Source organism: Modestobacter excelsi, assembly GCF_005930495.1.
Lineage (GTDB): Bacteria > Actinomycetota > Actinomycetes > Mycobacteriales > Geodermatophilaceae > Modestobacter > Modestobacter excelsi.
In genome coordinates this window covers 1-15,212 of record NZ_SJEX01000110.1, presented here as the reverse complement: position 1 = coordinate 15,212, position 15,212 = coordinate 1, and the positions used below count along the sequence as shown (strand labels likewise).

The 15,212-nt window shown below is 73.8% G+C and carries 18 protein-coding genes and 4 tRNA genes; 16 read left to right on the top strand and 6 right to left on the bottom strand.

The window, feature by feature from the left end:
• The 4 genes from FHL80_RS23435 to FHL80_RS23420 all read left to right on the top strand — a co-directional run.
• On the top strand, positions 1-913 hold a 913-nt coding region (locus FHL80_RS23435; RefSeq protein WP_246078911.1), incomplete at its 5' end, for a DODA-type extradiol aromatic ring-opening family dioxygenase.
• Entirely contained in the window at positions 910-1,269 is a 360-nt protein-coding gene (locus tag FHL80_RS23430; RefSeq protein WP_138735732.1) for a hypothetical protein, read from the top strand. The genes FHL80_RS23435 and FHL80_RS23430, both read left to right, overlap by 4 nt.
• Before the next feature lie 4 nt (positions 1,270-1,273).
• Positions 1,274-2,245 (top strand): quinone oxidoreductase family protein, encoded by a 972-nt coding sequence (locus FHL80_RS23425; RefSeq protein ID WP_138735731.1) that lies wholly within the window; start codon positions 1,274-1,276, stop codon positions 2,243-2,245.
• A 41-nt stretch (positions 2,246-2,286) separates the two neighbouring features.
• Entirely contained in the window at positions 2,287-2,817 is a 531-nt protein-coding gene (locus FHL80_RS23420; RefSeq protein ID WP_138735730.1) for a GNAT family N-acetyltransferase, read from the top strand.
• Between the two features lie 7 nt (positions 2,818-2,824).
• On the opposite strand, the gene FHL80_RS23415 is transcribed toward FHL80_RS23420, so the two are convergent.
• Positions 2,825-3,685: a class I SAM-dependent methyltransferase gene (locus FHL80_RS23415; RefSeq protein ID WP_138735729.1), complete on the bottom strand. Its 861-nt coding sequence runs from the start codon at positions 3,683-3,685 to the stop codon at positions 2,825-2,827.
• Positions 3,686-3,917: 232 nt separating this feature from the next.
• Here FHL80_RS23415 and rpsA point away from each other — a divergent pair, with 232 nt between their 5' ends.
• Entirely contained in the window at positions 3,918-5,387 is a 1,470-nt protein-coding gene (gene rpsA / locus FHL80_RS23410) for a 30S ribosomal protein S1 (RefSeq protein WP_138735728.1), read from the top strand.
• A gap of 389 nt (positions 5,388-5,776) precedes the next feature.
• On the opposite strand, the gene FHL80_RS23400 is transcribed toward rpsA, so the two are convergent.
• Complete coding sequence (locus FHL80_RS23400) at positions 5,777-6,034, bottom strand: hypothetical protein (protein ID WP_138735727.1); 258 nt, start codon at positions 6,032-6,034, stop codon at positions 5,777-5,779.
• Between the two features lie 190 nt (positions 6,035-6,224).
• Between FHL80_RS23400 and coaE the strand changes: the two genes are divergently transcribed.
• Positions 6,225-6,821 carry a dephospho-CoA kinase gene (gene coaE, locus FHL80_RS23395; protein WP_138735726.1) on the top strand — a complete coding sequence of 199 codons (597 nt, stop codon included), beginning with the start codon at positions 6,225-6,227 and terminating at the stop codon, positions 6,819-6,821.
• 79 nt (positions 6,822-6,900) lie between these two features.
• Positions 6,901-7,392 carry a VOC family protein gene (locus FHL80_RS23390; protein ID WP_138735725.1) on the top strand — a complete coding sequence of 164 codons (492 nt, stop codon included), beginning with the start codon at positions 6,901-6,903 and terminating at the stop codon, positions 7,390-7,392.
• Positions 7,393-7,512: 120 nt separating this feature from the next.
• Here FHL80_RS23390 and FHL80_RS23385 read toward each other — a convergent pair.
• From FHL80_RS23385 to FHL80_RS23370, 4 genes are all read right to left on the bottom strand, one after another.
• Positions 7,513-7,584, bottom strand: a tRNA-Val gene (locus FHL80_RS23385).
• A 52-nt stretch (positions 7,585-7,636) separates the two neighbouring features.
• Positions 7,637-7,707, bottom strand: a tRNA-Cys gene (locus FHL80_RS23380).
• Positions 7,708-7,750: 43 nt separating this feature from the next.
• Positions 7,751-7,822 (bottom strand) — tRNA-Gly (locus FHL80_RS23375).
• A 121-nt stretch (positions 7,823-7,943) separates the two neighbouring features.
• Positions 7,944-8,339, bottom strand: a complete 396-nt coding sequence (locus FHL80_RS23370; RefSeq protein ID WP_246078910.1) for an SsgA family sporulation/cell division regulator — start codon at positions 8,337-8,339, stop codon at positions 7,944-7,946.
• 252 nt (positions 8,340-8,591) lie between these two features.
• On the opposite strand from FHL80_RS23370, the gene FHL80_RS23365 reads away from it, so the two are divergent.
• The 9 genes from FHL80_RS23365 to pgsA all read left to right on the top strand — a co-directional run.
• On the top strand, positions 8,592-9,218 hold the full coding sequence (locus tag FHL80_RS23365; protein WP_246078909.1) for a sigma-70 family RNA polymerase sigma factor: 627 nt from the start codon (positions 8,592-8,594) through the stop codon (positions 9,216-9,218).
• The gene (locus FHL80_RS23360; protein ID WP_138735722.1) at positions 9,215-10,135 is read left to right on the top strand and encodes an anti-sigma factor domain-containing protein; all 921 of its coding nucleotides are present in this window, start codon (positions 9,215-9,217) and stop codon (positions 10,133-10,135) included. Before FHL80_RS23365 ends, FHL80_RS23360 begins: the two co-directional genes overlap by 4 nt.
• A 14-nt stretch (positions 10,136-10,149) precedes the next feature.
• On the top strand, positions 10,150-10,593 hold the full coding sequence (locus FHL80_RS23355; RefSeq protein WP_246078908.1) for a TIGR02611 family protein: 444 nt from the start codon (positions 10,150-10,152) through the stop codon (positions 10,591-10,593).
• A 26-nt stretch (positions 10,594-10,619) separates the two neighbouring features.
• Positions 10,620-10,691, top strand: a tRNA-Val gene (locus tag FHL80_RS23350).
• Positions 10,692-10,798: 107 nt separating this feature from the next.
• Positions 10,799-11,194 carry an HNH endonuclease gene (locus tag FHL80_RS23345; protein WP_138735721.1) on the top strand — a complete coding sequence of 132 codons (396 nt, stop codon included), beginning with the start codon at positions 10,799-10,801 and terminating at the stop codon, positions 11,192-11,194.
• 48 nt (positions 11,195-11,242) lie between these two features.
• The gene (locus FHL80_RS23340; RefSeq protein ID WP_246078907.1) at positions 11,243-11,812 is read left to right on the top strand and encodes an MOSC N-terminal beta barrel domain-containing protein; all 570 of its coding nucleotides are present in this window, start codon (positions 11,243-11,245) and stop codon (positions 11,810-11,812) included.
• A gap of 104 nt (positions 11,813-11,916) precedes the next feature.
• Entirely contained in the window at positions 11,917-13,968 is a 2,052-nt protein-coding gene (gene thrS / locus FHL80_RS23335) for a threonine--tRNA ligase (RefSeq protein ID WP_216870991.1), read from the top strand.
• Positions 13,965-14,570 carry an HIT family protein gene (locus FHL80_RS23330; RefSeq protein WP_216870990.1) on the top strand — a complete coding sequence of 202 codons (606 nt, stop codon included), beginning with the start codon at positions 13,965-13,967 and terminating at the stop codon, positions 14,568-14,570. Before thrS ends, FHL80_RS23330 begins: the two co-directional genes overlap by 4 nt.
• The coding region (pgsA, locus tag FHL80_RS23325; RefSeq protein ID WP_138735719.1) for a phosphatidylinositol phosphate synthase at positions 14,571-15,212 on the top strand (642 nt) is incomplete at its 3' end.

Sequence of the window (15,212 nt, the reverse complement as noted above, 5' to 3'; positions counted from 1 at the left end):
CCCTACGTCCCCGCACCCCTCCACCCCGACGACGCCGACGGAGGCCGACATGGCTGAGCTGGTCGCGGTCATCGCGTCCACCCACCACCCCTTCTACCACCGGGCCAGCACCTCGACCGGCGCGGACCGCCCGCCGTTCGCCGACGAGTGGGTGGCCAAGATCGAGCGGTTCCGGGAGACGCTGACCGCGGCCCGGCCCGACGTGCTGGTGATGGTCGGCAGCGACCACTTCCACCAGCTGTGGCTGGACAACATGCCGCAGTTCCTGGTGGGCAAGGCGCCGTTCTTCGACGCGAACTTCCACAACGAGGAGCGCGAGTTCGGCCTGCCCCGGATGACGCTGCGCGGGGAGGAGGAGCTGGCCGCGCACATCCTGCGCGACGGGCTGGACCGGGACTTCGACCTGGCGTTCAGCAACGAGCTGCGGATCGACCACAGCATCACCTGCCCGATCATCACGCTGCGGCCCGAGGCCGACCTGCCGATCGTGCCCGTCTACACCAACATCTTCGCCCCGCCGCTGGCGCAGCCGAAGCGCTTCGTGCAGCTGGGGAAGGCGCTGCGGGAGATGGTGGAGTCCTGGGACAGCGACAAGCGGGTGGCGGTCATCGGCACCGGTCACCTGAGCCTGGAGCTCGGAGGGCCGCGCCAGTTCGGCGAGCACGGTCCCGACCCCGAGTTCGACCGCAGGGCGGTGGAGTGGATCGCCGGCGGCGACATCGAGGGCTGCCTGGCCGAGGTGACGCTGGACAGCCTCCACGCGCCGGGCAACGCCACCCACGGGTTCATGGACTTCATGCTGATGATGGGCGTGGCCGGCGAGGGCCAGAAGGCCGACCACGTCGACACCCTGGACCTGTTCCACACGATGGAGGCCTACTTCACCTGGTACCCGCAGGGAGACCCCCGATGACGAAGTACCTGCTGGACAAGTTCCTCTACACCGTCGACCGCGACCCCGAGCTGGTCGAGCGCTACCGCACCGACCCGGTCGGTACCGTGCAGTGGTGGGAGGCCGAGATGGCCGGCCGGCTGCTCAACTGCACCGCCGACGAGCGGACGACGTGGCTGTCCTTCACCGAGGACGAGCGGCGGGCGTTGCGCGAGCACGACCACGTGACGCTGTTCCAGATGGGCGCGCACCCGTTCCTCACGCTCACCTTGTTCATCGCGATGTTCGAGCGCGACCACGGGCCGCTGGAGTACCAGCGCGCCTACGGCAGGGCGATGGCGCACATCTCCCTGCCCTACCCCGACATCGCGACCTGAGCCGGTGCGCGCCGCGGTCCTGCGGGCCCCGGGCGGCACGCCGACCTGGTCCGACCACCCCGACCCGGTGCCCGGCGACGGGCGGTCGCTGGTGCGGGTGACGGCCGCCCCGGTCGTGCCGCTGGACCTGCTGTGCGCCTCGGGCACCTCTTACTTCGGCGAGCCCGCGGTGCCCTACGTCCCGGGCGTGCAGGGCGTCGGGGTGGTCACCGCCTCCGCCGCGCTCCCGGCCGGCACCCGGGTGTGGTTCGCGACCTCGGCCGGCATGGCGCCCGGCGACGGCAGCCTGGCCGAGCACTGCGCGGTCGTCGACGCCGACCTGGTGCCGATCGACAGCGAGGTGCCCGACCCGGTGGCCGCGTCGCTGGGCCTCTCCGCGGTCGCGGCGTGGATGGCGCTGACCTGGCGCGCGGCGCTGCGGGCCGGGGAGCGGGTCGTCGTCCTCGGCGCCGGGGGAGCGGTGGGCCAGGCGGCCGTCGGCGCCGCCCGGCTGCTGGGTGCCTCGCGGGTGGTCGCCGTCTGCCGGCCCGGGTCGGCGGACCGGGCCGGGCGGTCCGGCCCCGACGAGGTGGTCGAACTGGTCGAGGACGACGACGTCGCCGCCCTCGCCGACCGGCTCCGGCAGGCCAGCGGCGGAGACGTCGACGTCGTCGTCGACCCGGTGTTCGGGACGGCGGCGGCCGCCGCGTCCCGGGCGCTCGCTCCCGGTGGGCGGCTGGTCAACCTGGGCGGCGCCGCTGGCGACACTGCACTGTTCTCCTCCGCGGTGCTGCGCGCCCGCAGCGCCTCGGTGCTCGGCTACACCAACAACGCGCTCACCCCGGTGCAGCGGGCGGACGCCGTCTCCGCCGTCCTCGGGCACGCCGCCGCCGGCCGGCTGGCCGTGGCGCACGAGGTGCTGCCGTGCTCCCGGATCGGGCAGGCGTGGGAGGCGACCGCCAGGGGCGGCGCCCGCCAGGTCGTCGTCCCGGACTGAGGAACCAGCCGGAGCGGCCGCGGCCGGACGACGATGGGCCGATGGCCGGCGTCACGATCGCGCACACCGCCCAGCTGGACGCCGCGACGCTCGCCGCCGCGGAGGCGCTGCTGCGCGCCGCCTTCCTCGAGTTCGACGACGAGGACTGGGACCACGCCCTCGGCGGCATGCACGCCCTGGTCCACGACGGGGGACGGCTGGTCGCCCACGGCTCGGTCGTCCAGCGGCGTTTCCTGCACGGTGGGCGGGCATGGCGCACCGGGTACGTCGAGGCCGTCGGGGTGGCCGCCGGCGTGCGGCGCCGCGGCCACGGCACGACCGTGATGGGCGCGCTGGAGACGGTGGTCCGCGGCGGCTACGAGCTCGGCGCGCTCAGCGCCACCGCCGACGGGTGGCCGCTGTACCGGTCGCTGGGATGGCAGCCGTGGCATGGCCCGGTCTCGGCGCTCACCCCGGCGGGGACGGTCCGGACACCGGACGAGGACGGGGCCGTGTTCGTCCTGCCCGTCACCGCACGGCTGGACCCGGCCGGCGAGCTCACCTGCGACTGGCGCGACGGCCCGCTCTGGTGAGCGCAGGTCAGGTCGGCAGGTCGCAGACCAGGATCAACGTGCCTGGCACGAGCTCGCCGCGCGCGGGTGACCACTGGCCCCAGGTCTCCGTGCGCCCCGGCGTCCACTCCGGCTCGACCAGGTCGGTGAGCACGAACCCGGCGCCGGCGACCGCACGCACCCAGTCGCCGATCGTGCGGTGGTGCTCGACGTAGACCGTCCGCCCGGAGCCGTCGGTCTCCACGTAGGGCCGGCGGTCGAAGTAGGAGGAGACGACCCGCAGGTCCTCGGGGTCGGGGGAGTCGGGCATCGGCCAGCGCATCGGGTGGTTCACCGAGGCGACGAAGCGGCCGCCGGGGCGCAGCACCCGGGCCACCTCGGCCAGCACCGCCGGCGCGTCGGCGACGAACGGCAGCCCGCCGAAGGCCGAGCACGCCAGGTCCACGCTCGCGTCGGTCAGCGGCAGGGCACCGGCGTCGGCCTGCAGCAGCGGGACGGCGAGCCCGGTCGCCCGGTTCAGCTCGGCGGCCCGGGCGAGCATGCCGCCGGAGACGTCCAGCGCCAGCGGCTCGGCCCCGGCACCGCGGAGCCAGCGGGAGCAGGGCGCCGACCCGCAGCCGATCTCCAGCACCCGGCGGCCGGTCACGTCGCCGAGCAGGTGCGCGTCGGCCTCCCGCAGGCCCTCGGGGCACCAGAGGAAGTCGGCGTCGCCCAGGTCGCCCCCGTGCTCGGCGAGGTAGGCGGGCGCGGCGGCGTCCCACCAGCCGCGGTTGGCCCGCGCCGACTCGGCCGGCCCGGCCGCGCGGCGGGTGACCCCGCCGGCCGCCGGGTAGCCGTCGGCGGCCAGGGGGAGGGGGGTGAGCGGGGGTCCCGCCGGGGCGCCGTCCATGACGCGCCGATCGTGACACGCCGACCCGCCCCGGCTGCCGGGAGCCCGGCCCGGACCCGTGGTGGACCGGCCTCCGCGGCGTCCGTACCATGAGGAACCACGCCAGAGGTCTGTGGTGTTGCCTCCCCTGTACGGGTGGCTCTCCGCGCGTCTCCCGTGTACCTCCCCGCGGCCTGACCGGGCTGCGGGTGATCCTGTCCCTACGCATCCCCCGTCCGGAGCACTCGACCACATGACCTCCACCCAGGTCCGTCCTGACAGCACCCCGCAGATCGCGGTGAACGACATCGGCACCGCCGAGGACTTCCTCGCCGCGATCGACCAGACCATCAAGTACTTCAACGACGGCGACATCGTCGAAGGCGTGATCGTCAAGGTCGACCGCGACGAGGTGCTGCTGGACATCGGCTACAAGACCGAGGGCGTCATCCCCTCGCGTGAGCTGTCCATCAAGCACGACGTCGACCCCACCGAGGTGGTCAAGGTCGGCGACGAGGTGGAAGCCCTCGTCCTCCAGAAGGAGGACAAGGAAGGGCGCCTGATCCTGTCCAAGAAGCGCGCCCAGTACGAGCGCGCCTGGGGCACGATCGAGGCCAAGAAGGAGGCCGACGAGGTCGTCGTCGGCACCGTCATCGAGGTCGTCAAGGGCGGCCTGATCCTCGACATCGGCCTCCGCGGGTTCCTCCCCGCCTCGCTGGTCGAGATGCGTCGCGTCCGCGACCTGCAGCCCTACGTGGGCCGCGAGCTCGAGGCGAAGATCATCGAGCTCGACAAGAACCGCAACAACGTCGTCCTCTCCCGTCGCCAGTGGCTGGAGCAGACCCAGTCCGAGGTCCGCAGCGAGTTCCTCAACAAGCTCGCCAAGGGCCAGGTCCGCACGGGCGTCGTCTCCTCGATCGTCAACTTCGGTGCGTTCGTGGACCTCGGCGGCGTCGACGGCCTGGTGCACGTCTCCGAGCTGTCCTGGAAGCACATCGACCACCCGTCCGAGGTCGTCGAGGTGGGCCAGGAGGTCACCGTCGAGGTCCTCGACGTCGACCTGGACCGTGAGCGGGTCTCCCTGTCGCTGAAGGCGACCCAGGAGGACCCGTGGCGTCAGTTCGCCCGGACCCACCAGATCGGGCAGGTCGTCCCCGGCAAGGTCACCAAGCTGGTCCCCTTCGGTGCGTTCGTGCGTGTCGACGAGGGCATCGAGGGCCTGGTGCACATCTCCGAGCTGGCCGAGCGCCACGTGGAGATCCCGGAGCAGGTCGTGCAGGTCGGCGACGAGATCCTGGTCAAGGTCATCGACATCGACCTGGACCGCCGCCGCATCTCGCTGTCCCTCAAGCAGGCCAACGAGGGCGTCGTCGGCGACGAGGAGCAGTTCGACCCGGCCGCCTACGGCATGGCCGCCTCCTACGACGAGCAGGGCAACTACCTGTACCCGGAGGGCTTCGACGCCGACACCGGCGAGTGGCTCGAGGGCTACGACGAGGCCCGCGAGACCTGGGAGCGGCAGTACGCCGAGGCCCAGGCCCGCTTCGAGGCGCACCGCAAGCAGATCGCGGCCGCCAAGGAGGCCGACGCGGAGGCCGCTGCCGGGGGCAGCTACTCCAGCGCCGCCGAGCCCGAGGGCGACACGTCGTCCGCGGGTGGCGGCACGCTCGCCTCGGACGAGGCGCTGGCTGCGCTGCGCGCCAAGCTCGCCGGCGGCGAGTGACCCCGCAGCTCGCCTGAGCAGCACCTGACAGTGCGCCGTCCACCGTCCCGGTGGACGGCGCACTGTCGTTCCCGCGCAGCTGTGGCCCCGTCCAGAGGCTCGCCCCGGGCCTGCGAGGGGTGAGGGGGACGGGGTCCTTCGTCCTCCGGGCCCCACTCCTCACGACAGAGCCATCGAGCACCGCGACGGCCCCGCCGACCGCGGGGTTCGACGGGGTCGTCGGGATCGTCCTGCTCTGCCGTGATCAGTGGACGGGTGCATGCCGGCTCGTCCGTGAGCCGTGCGTGGTGCCGAGCGGCGAGCGCGCTGCCGACGTCGGGACGCTTCCCCACGCCCGGCGGGCGCGCTGCGGGTGACCGGAGCGCCGCCCCGGACCGCTCAGGCGGGGCTCAGAGGCTGAGGATGATCGCGAACGCGGTGCGCGGCCGGCCACCGGCGTTGGCCAGGAAGTCCCAGGTGTGGCGCCCGGTCGGCACCGTGGGCAGCAGGGCGCGCAGGAGGGACATCCCGCGGCGGCCCTGGGGCAGGCGCTCCCGCACGCCGGGCAGCTCGGAGCAACGGACCCCGGCGGGGTTGTCGATCCGGTGGCGGCCACGGCGGGGGGTGCCGGCAGCCGACTGAGCGCCATCGAGCGTGGAACGGGACATGATCACTGCCTCTCTGCTGTGGCGGGGGAAGTCCACCGGGGCTGAACGTAGGTGGTGTGACTGGTGGGGCTCGTGCGACGCGCCGGGCGGCGCCACGCCGTGACCTGCCCGAGATCAAGGACCCCCCTGCCCCCCACCACTCACGAGCTCGTGGCGGGACCCTGCACGGGGGCCGGTCTAGGGTCGGGCCGTGCTGAGGATCGGACTGACCGGTGGCATCGGATCGGGCAAGAGCACCGTGGCATCGCTGCTGGCGCAGCGGGGCGCCGTGGTGGTGGACGCCGACCGGATCGCCCGCGAGGTCGTCGGACCGGGGACGCCGGGCCTGGCCGCCGTGGCGGCGGAGTTCGGCGAGGACCTGCTGACCGACGGGGGAGCCCTGGACCGGCCGGCACTGGCCGCCCTGGTGTTCGGCGACCCGGCGGCGCGCGCCCGCCTGGACGCCGTCGTCCACCCCCTGGTGCGCGCGCGGGCGGCCGAGCTGGTCCAGGCCGCCCCGCCGGATGCCGTGGTGGTGCAGGACGTGCCGCTGCTGGTGGAGACCGGGCAGGCGGGCTCCTACGACCTGGTCCTCGTGGTCGAGACCGACCTGGGGACGCGGGTGACCCGGCTGGGGGAGCGAGGGCTGTCGGCCGAGGACGCCCGGGCCCGGATCGCCAGCCAGGCGACCGACGAGGAGCGCCGGGCGGTCGCCGACGTGGTGCTGCGCAACGACGGCGACCGCGCGGCGCTGGAGGCGCAGGTGGAGCGGTTCTGGGCCGAGCGGGTGCTGCCGGCCCTGGGGTGACGCCCGGGCGATGAGTTCCACCCCCGCCGGGCGTCCTGGTCTGTACGGCCCTGGGCGCCGCACACCGAGAGGACTCGCCATGCCCGAGCAGAGGATCGTCCCGAACCTGTGGTTCGACAGCCAGGCCGAGGAGGCTGCGCAGTACTACATCGACGTGTTCGGCTCCGGCCGGGTGACCGGCGTGGTGCGGTACCCCGACGGGGCGCCCGGCCAGGAGGGCGCGGTGATGGCGGTGGAGTTCGAGGCCGGGGGGATGCGCTTCGTCGGCATCAACGGCGGCCCGATGTCCACCTTCTCCGAGGCGGTCTCCTTCCAGATCGACTGCGCCGACCAGGCGGAGGTCGACCGGTTCTGGGACCGGTTCATCGCCGACGGCGGTGAGGGGGGCCAGTGCGGGTGGCTCAAGGACAAGTACGGGCTCTCCTGGCAGGTCCAGCCGGTCGGGATGACCGAGCTCTTCGCCGACCCGGACCCGGCGCGGGCCCAGCGGGCGGTGCAGGCGATGCTCGGCATGCAGAAGCTCGACATGGCCGCCCTGCGGGCCGCGGCGGACGGCGTGCCGGTCGGCTGACCGGGCGCGGAGCGCCCTCCCGGCTCAGCCCGTGGGGCGCCCGGTGCCGATGCCGTGGTGCGGCTGGCCGGTGCCCGGAGACGACGAAGGCCCCGGATCGACTGATCCGGGGCCTCGCTGTGGGCGATACTGGGATCGAACCAGTGACCTCTTCCGTGTCAGGGAAGCGCGCTACCGCTGCGCCAATCGCCCCTCCCGGCTCTGCAGCCGGACCCACCTCCGCGCTCGTGCTCCGAGGAGGACGAGGTGGAGACGGGATTTGAACCCGTGTAGACGGCTTTGCAGGCCGTTGCCTCGCCTCTCGGCCACTCCACCGCACGCCGGGCGCCGGTCTCGCGACCAGCGCCCGGGAGTTCCGAGCGGACGACGGGATTCGAACCCGCGACCCTCACCTTGGCAAGGTGATGCTCTACCACTGAGCCACGTCCGCGCTGCGGACCAAGTCCGCGTCACGGGAAGAACTCTAACCGACCCGGTCCAGGGGGTTGGACAGGGGGGTCCCGGCCGGTGTCACGGAGGGTGTTCCCGCTGGTCGGCGGCTCGTGGGGTGTTCAGCGACCCGTCGGGTTGTCGGTGCCGCCGCGCAGCAGCGCGGTGAGCTCGTCGTCGACCCGGAGCAGGTCGCTCTCGCCACCGGCGGGCACGAGCAGCTCCGTCTCCCGCAGGAAGTCGCCGACCACGGTCCCGGACAGCTCGAACATCGCCTCGCCGGAGGGTGCCCGCAGCTGCAGGAAGAGGACGTCCAGCCCGCCGCGGGCCGGCCACAGCCGCACGTCGCCCTCGCCCACCGGACCGGTCAGCCCGGCCCGCAGCAGGTCGCGGCTCAGCAGCCACTCGACCCCGCCGTCGTCGTCGGGGTCGTCGTAGGGGGTGGTGTCGACGTCATCGACCGCGCCGTCGCCGAAGCGCACCCGCACCGCGAACGGGTCGGTGGAGTCGTAGACCAACGCAGCCGGGACTGCGGTCCACGACTGCGGACCGACCAGGTGGAACGTGGTACGTGCGGTGCAGCCAGACCTCGAAGAACGTGCCATGCCCTCTTAACGACCCAAAAAGCCTCAAGGTCACGCATGGTCTCGGCGTGTCGCGCACCACGAGTCCCACGGGTCCCACGAGGCGTCGCCCGCCTCACCGGTCCGGAGGAGCCTGTGAACGCGCTGAACCGGAGGGGGCGGACGGCACGAACACCGCATGTGACCATGGGCCTCGTGAGCCGACCACCCCGCAGCCAGGAGGAAGGCGCAGCTGACCTCGCACTGGTCCGGCGGGTCGCCGCCGGTGACCGCGGCGCCGTCGACGAGCTCTACGAGCGGTTCCGCCGGCCCGCCTTCGCCCTCGCCCGCCGGGTGCTGGGTGACGACGTGCTGGCCGAGGACGTCCTGCAGGAGGTGTTCCTCACCATCTGGCGGGACCCGGGCGCCTTCGACGGGAACCGGGGCAGCGTGGCCTCCTGGCTGCTCGCGATGGTCCACCACAAGGCGGTCGACGCCGTCCGCCGCGAGGAGTCGCACCGCCGGCGCCGCTCCCGGGCGGAGGACGACCTGGTCCTCGCCGCACCCACCCAGACCACCGACGTCGAGGAGGCCGCGTGGCGGCGCATCGTCGCCGACCGCGTGCGGACGGCGCTGCACGAGCTCCCGGCGCCGCAGCGCGAGGCCCTCACCCTGGCCTACTACGGCGGCTACACCCAGCGTGAGGTGGCGGCGCTCACGGACACGCCCCTGGGCACCGTGAAGACGCGCATGCTGGCGGGCATGCGCCGGCTCAAGGACACCCTGGGCGCCGGGCTGCCCGGACAGGCGCCGGTCGACGGGAGCTCCCGGTGAGCGACGTGGGCAGGTCCGGGGGCGACCACCAGCGCTGGGACGAGCTCGCGGTCGGCTGGGCGCTGCACGCCCTCGAGCCGGAGGACGAGTCGCTGTTCGGGGCGCACCTCGCCGACTGCTCCCGCTGCGCCCGGACCGTCGCCGAGACCGCCGAGGTCATGGCGGCGATGGCCGGTGACCTGCCGCAGGCCGAGCCGTCCGAGGGTCTCCGGGAGCGGCTGCGGTCCGCCGTGGAGGAGACCGAGCAGCTGCCGCCCGCCCGCCCGCGCACGGAGCGGCCCGACCCGCCGGCTGCGGTCCCGCCCACCCGGGCGGACCTCCCGCGGTCGGTGCCCTCGCACACGAGCTCCTCGCGGTCGGTGCCCCCGCTGGAGCCCAGCCGCTTCGGCAACCTCCGCGCGCCGCTGCCGGTCCGACCCGTCGACCCGCGGCCGGCCTGGCGGCGGGTGCTCCCCACCGCGCTCGTCGCCGCAGGCGTCGCCGCGATCCTGTCGCTGGGCGCCTGGAACGTCGCCGTGACCAGCGACCGGGACGCCGCCCAGGCGACGGCGGCAGAGCAGTCGGCGATGCTCGACGACCTGCTGGAGTCGGGGCGGGCGACCATCGCGCCGGTGCTCGAGGACGGCACCGCGGTGGCCACCGTGGTCGCCCGCGAGGACCGGGTGCAGGTGGTCGCGCAGACACTGAGGGTCAACGACAGCGACGACAGCACCTACGTCGTCTGGGGCCTGCAGGACGGTGTCCCCGAGGCGTTGGGCACGTTCGACGTGGTCACTCCCCAGACGGACCTGCGGACCGTAGGCTCGACGTCGACCGGGCTGGACGACTACTCCGCGTACGCGATCAGCATCGAGCCCGGTCGGGAGGCTCCGTCGTCCCCGACGGACATCGTCGGTCAAGGGCAGGTGGCCAGCTGAACGGACAGGACACCGTGCCGGCACCCGGTGGGGAGGTCCCCGTCGCGGACGCCGACGGGCAGCGCAGCCTGCGTGAGCGGGTGGCCGACTACCGGTGGCGCCGGCGCATCGCGGGCCGGCGCAGCCTGGACGCGCCCTACCGGGTCCTCGTGGGCGTGGCCGGGGCGGTCGTCGTGGCCTTCGGGATCGTCACCATCCCGCTGCCGGGCCCCGGCTGGCTGACCGTCATCGCCGGTCTGTTCGTGCTGGCCACGGAGTTCGCCTGGGCCGAGCGGCTGCTGGAGTTCACCCGCCGGCAGGTGACCGGCTGGACCGAGTGGCTGGGTCGGCAGTCGGTGGTCGTGCGCATCGGTGTCGCCGTGCTGACCGCGGCGTTCGTCTACGCGGTCCTGCTGGTGACCCTGCACGTCATGGGCGTGCCGCACTGGGTGCCGGGGTGGGTGCCGCTGTGGCACTGAGCATCTGGCAGACTCATCACCACTCCGGGCGATTGGCTCAGCGGTAGAGCGCTTCGTTCACACCGAAGAGGTCACTGGTTCGATCCCAGTATCGCCCACCGGAGGCAAGGCCCCAGGTCATCGACCTGGGGCCTTCGTCGTGCCGGGACACGGCGCGGCCGCCGGACCGAGCGGGGGTGCCCGCCGGGGCGCACCATGGACGGCGATGGCACTGGACCGGGCCGCCCGCCTGCGGGCCGCCGTGGAGCGCGACGGCCCCACCTGCATCTGGTGCGGCCGGACCTTCTCCGACCAGGTGACCCCCAGCACCGAGCACGTCGTCCCGCGGGTCAAGGGCGGCCCGTCCTGGCTGGAGAACGAGGTCGCCGCCTGCCGTCGGTGCAACTCCGAGCGCGGGCACACCGCGCCCGTCGAGTGGCTGGAGGAGTGCGACCGGCGCGGCTGGCGCCCGGACGAGGCCCGGCTGACCGCCGTGCTCGGCACGCTGGCCACCGCGATCGCCGAACGGGGCGGGCAGCGCCGGGCGCGCCCCTACCTGGACGCGCAGCTGCGCCGGCTGCGCCGCCGCGGCGGCGGCCCCGATCCGCGCGCGGTCGGCTGACCGCCGGCGCGGGTCCGGGGGTCCGCCGCTCCGCGTAGCGTCGCCGGGGTGAGCGACAGCGCAGACGTGGTGGTGGGGCGGGTGGCCTCGATCTCGGTCTACCCGGTGAAGTCCCTCGCCGGCCGGACGGTGCCGGCGGCCGAGGTTGACGCCGCCGGGCTCCGCGGCGACCGGGCCTGGTCGGTGGTCGACGCCGGCACCGGGGAGCGGGTCACGGTGAAGACGACGCCCCAGCTGTCCCAGGTGGTCGCCACCGGGGACGGCGAGGCGGACACGATCACCCTCACCGAGGTGCTCGGACGCCCGGTGCGGCTGGTGCGCTCCGCCGACGGCCCGCGCACCGACGCGGCGGCGGTGCATCTGGTCTCGCGCGCCGCGATCGACCGGGCCGCCGCCGGCGAGGTCCCCGAGGGCTGCTCGGCCGACGACCCGCGGGCCAACCTGGTGCTGCAGCTGACCGGCGGCCAGGACGAGCGGGCCTGGGTGGGCCGGCGGCTGCAGGTGGGGGAGGCGGTGCTCGACGTGGTCCGCACCCCCAAGCACTGCCTTGGCGTGTACGCGGAGGTCCGCACGCCCGGCCGGGTCGTCGACGGGGACGCCGTCCGCCTGCTGGGCTGATCGTCCCGGCTGGAGGAAGTCGCACCGGGCAGCCGCACCCCGCGCACTAGTCTCGGTGGTGCCCGGCCGTCCGGCCGGGAGCTGCCGATCCCCAGGAGATGCTCGTGTCCGCGCCGCCCTCACCGTCCACCGCCGCCCCGATCCGGGTGCCGGTCGGGACGACGGCCGTGCAGGCGCTCAAGGACTCCGGGGTGCCGCTCAAGGGCCCCGACGGCGCGGTCGTCGTCCGGGAGCTGGTCTCCGGGGAGCTGAAGGACCTGGCCTGGGCCCCGGACACCGACGCCGAGGTCGAGCCGGTCCCGGCGGCCAGCGCCGAGGGGCGTGCGGTCATCCGGCACTCCGCCGCGCACGTGCTCGCCCAGGCCGTGCAGGACCTGTTCCCCGGCACCCGGCTGGGCATCGGCCCGCCGGTGGAGAACGGCTTCTACTACGACTTCGACCCGGAGCGGCCGTTCACCCCCGAGGACCTGCAGGCCCTCGAGAAGAAGATGACCGAGATCGTCCGGGCCGGGCAGCACTTCAGCCGGCGGGAGATCAGCGACGACGATGCCCGTGCCGAGCTGGCGCACGAGCCGTACAAGCTCGAGCTGATCGGCCTCAAGGGCGGCGCCTCCGGCGACGCCGCCGAGGGGGCCGACGTCGAGGTGGGCGGCGCGCAGCTGACCATGTACGACAACCTCGACGCCCGCACCGGCGACCGGGTGTGGACCGACCTGTGCCGCGGCCCGCACGTGCCGCGCACCTCGAACATCCCGGCGTTCTCCCTGACCCGCAGCGCCGCCGCGTACTGGCGGGGGAACGAGAAGAACCCGCAGCTGCAGCGGGTCTACGGCACCGCCTGGGAGAGCAAGGACGCGCACAAGGCGTACCTGGAGCAGGTCGCCGAGGCCGAGCGGCGCGACCACCGGCGGCTGGGCGTGGAGCTGGACCTGTTCAGCTTCCCCGACGAGATCGGCTCCGGGCTGGCGGTCTTCCACCCCAAGGGCGGGGTCGTGAAGCGCGAGATGGAGGACTACGTCCGCCGCCGGCACATCGAGGAGGGCTTCGACTACGTCGGGACCCCGCACATCACCAAGGCGCACGTCTTCGAGCTGTCCGGCCACCTGCCGTACTACGCCGACACCATGTTCCCGCCCATGGAGCTGGAGAACGCGCAGTACTACCTCAAGGCCATGAACTGCCCGATGCACAACCTGATCTTCCGGTCGCGCGGGCGGTCCTACCGCGAGCTGCCGCTGCGCTTCTTCGAGTTCGGCTCGGTGTACCGGTACGAGAAGTCCGGCGTCGTCCACGGCCTGACCCGGGTGCGCGGCCTCACCCAGGACGACTCGCACAGCTACGTCACCCCCGAGCAGGCGCCCGGTGAGGTGCGGCACCTGCTGGCGTTCGTGCTGGGCCTGCTGAGCGACTTCGGCCTGGACGACTACCACCTGGAGCTGTCGACCCGGGGCGACGACCCGGACAAGCAGGCCAAGTTCATCGGCTCCGACGAGGAGTGGGCCAACGCCACCGCCGTGCTGGAGGAGGCGGCGAAGGAGACCGGCCTGGAGCTCGTGCCCGACCCGGGCGGCGCGGCCTTCTACGGCCCGAAGATCTCCGTGCAGGCGCGGGACGCCATCGGCCGGACCTGGCAGATGTCCACCATCCAGTACGACTTCAACCAGCCCGCCGGGTTCGGGCTGGAGTTCACCGCCGCCGACGGCTCGCACCAGCAGCCGGTGATGATCCACTCGGCGAAGTTCGGTTCCATCGAGCGGTTCTTCGGGGTGCTCACCGAGCACTACGCGGGAGCGTTCCCGGCCTGGCTGGCGCCGGTCCAGGTCGTCGGGATCCCGATCACCGACGAGCAGGTGCCCTACCTGACCGACGTGGCGCTGCTGCTGCGGGAGAAGGGCATCCGGGTGGAGATCGACGACTCCGACGACCGGATGCAGAAGAAGATCCGCACCGCCAGCAAGCAGAAGGTGCCCTTCGTGCTCATCGCCGGGGCCACCGACGCCGAGGCCGGCGCGGTCTCCTTCCGGTACCGCGACGGGTCGCAGCGCAACGGCGTCCCGATCGCGGAGGCGGTCGCCCAGGTCGCCGACTGGGTCACCGCCCGGCACAACGCCGACCCGACCGCCAGCACCCCCGGCGCAGGGGCTCCGCTCGGATGAGCTCGATCCCCGGCACCGACCCTGCGGACCGTCCGGCCGCCGCGGACAACGACCACGGCGGCCCGACGTCGGTCTTCGAGCACCTGTGGACGCCCTACCGGATGGCCTACATCCGCGGCGAGGGCAAGCCCACCGGTGACCACGACTGCCCGTTCTGCCTCATCCCGCGGATGAGCGACGACGACGGCCTGATCGTGGCCCGTGGTGACACGGTCTTCGCCGTGCTCAACCTCTACCCGTACAACGCCGGCCACCTGATGGTGGTCCCGTACCGGCACGTGCCCGACTACACCGACCTGACCGCCGCCGAGGTCGCCGAGCTCGGCGCCTTCACCCAGACGGCGATGCGGGTCGTCCGCGCGGTCAGCGGGGCGCACGGCTTCAACATCGGGATGAACCAGGGCTCGGTCGCCGGCGCCGGGATCGCCGACCACCTGCACCAGCACGCCGTCCCACGCTGGGGCGGGGACACCAACTTCATGCCGGTCGTCGGGCTCACCCGGGTGCTGCCGCAGGTGCTGTCGGAGACCCGGCAGCTGCTGGCCGCCCGGTGGCCCACGGCCGCCGACGAGCTCGGCGAGCCCGGCGCCGGGGTGGCCTGAGTGCTCGGCGTCAACCTCCGCCCCGCCGTCGGCCGCTTCTGGGCCCCGGTGGTGCGCGGACTGGTCCGGGTCGGGGTCACCGCGGACGCGGTGACCCTCACCGGCACCCTGGGCGCGGTGGCCGCCGCGGTCTTCGGCATCGGCAACGGCGCGCTGTTCTGGGGCGCCTTCGCGGTGACGGTGTTCGTCCTGCTCGACATGCTCGACGGCGCGCTGGCCCGTGCCCGCGGCGGCGGCTCGGTGTTCGGCGCCGTGCTGGACTCCACCGGTGACCGGGCGGCGGACGCGGCGATCTTCGCCGGGCTGGTCTGGTGGTACAGCGGGGACGGCGACAACCGGCTGATCGTCGGTCTGTCGCTGGTCTGCCTGGTGCTGGGCGTGCTCACCTCCTACGTCAAGGCGCGCGCCGAGGGCATGGGGCTGCGGGCCGAGGTCGGCATCGTCGAGCGCACCGAGCGGCTGATCCTGGTGCTGGTCGGCACCGGCTTCACCGGGCTCGGCATCCCGTACGCGCTGCACGTCTGCCTGTGGCTGCTGCTCGCCGGCAGCGCCGTCACCGTCGGGCAGCGCTTCGCCGCCGTCCGGAGCGGGTCGCGGGGCATGCGCCTGCCGGCTCCCCGCGACCGGCCCGCCGACGCCGAC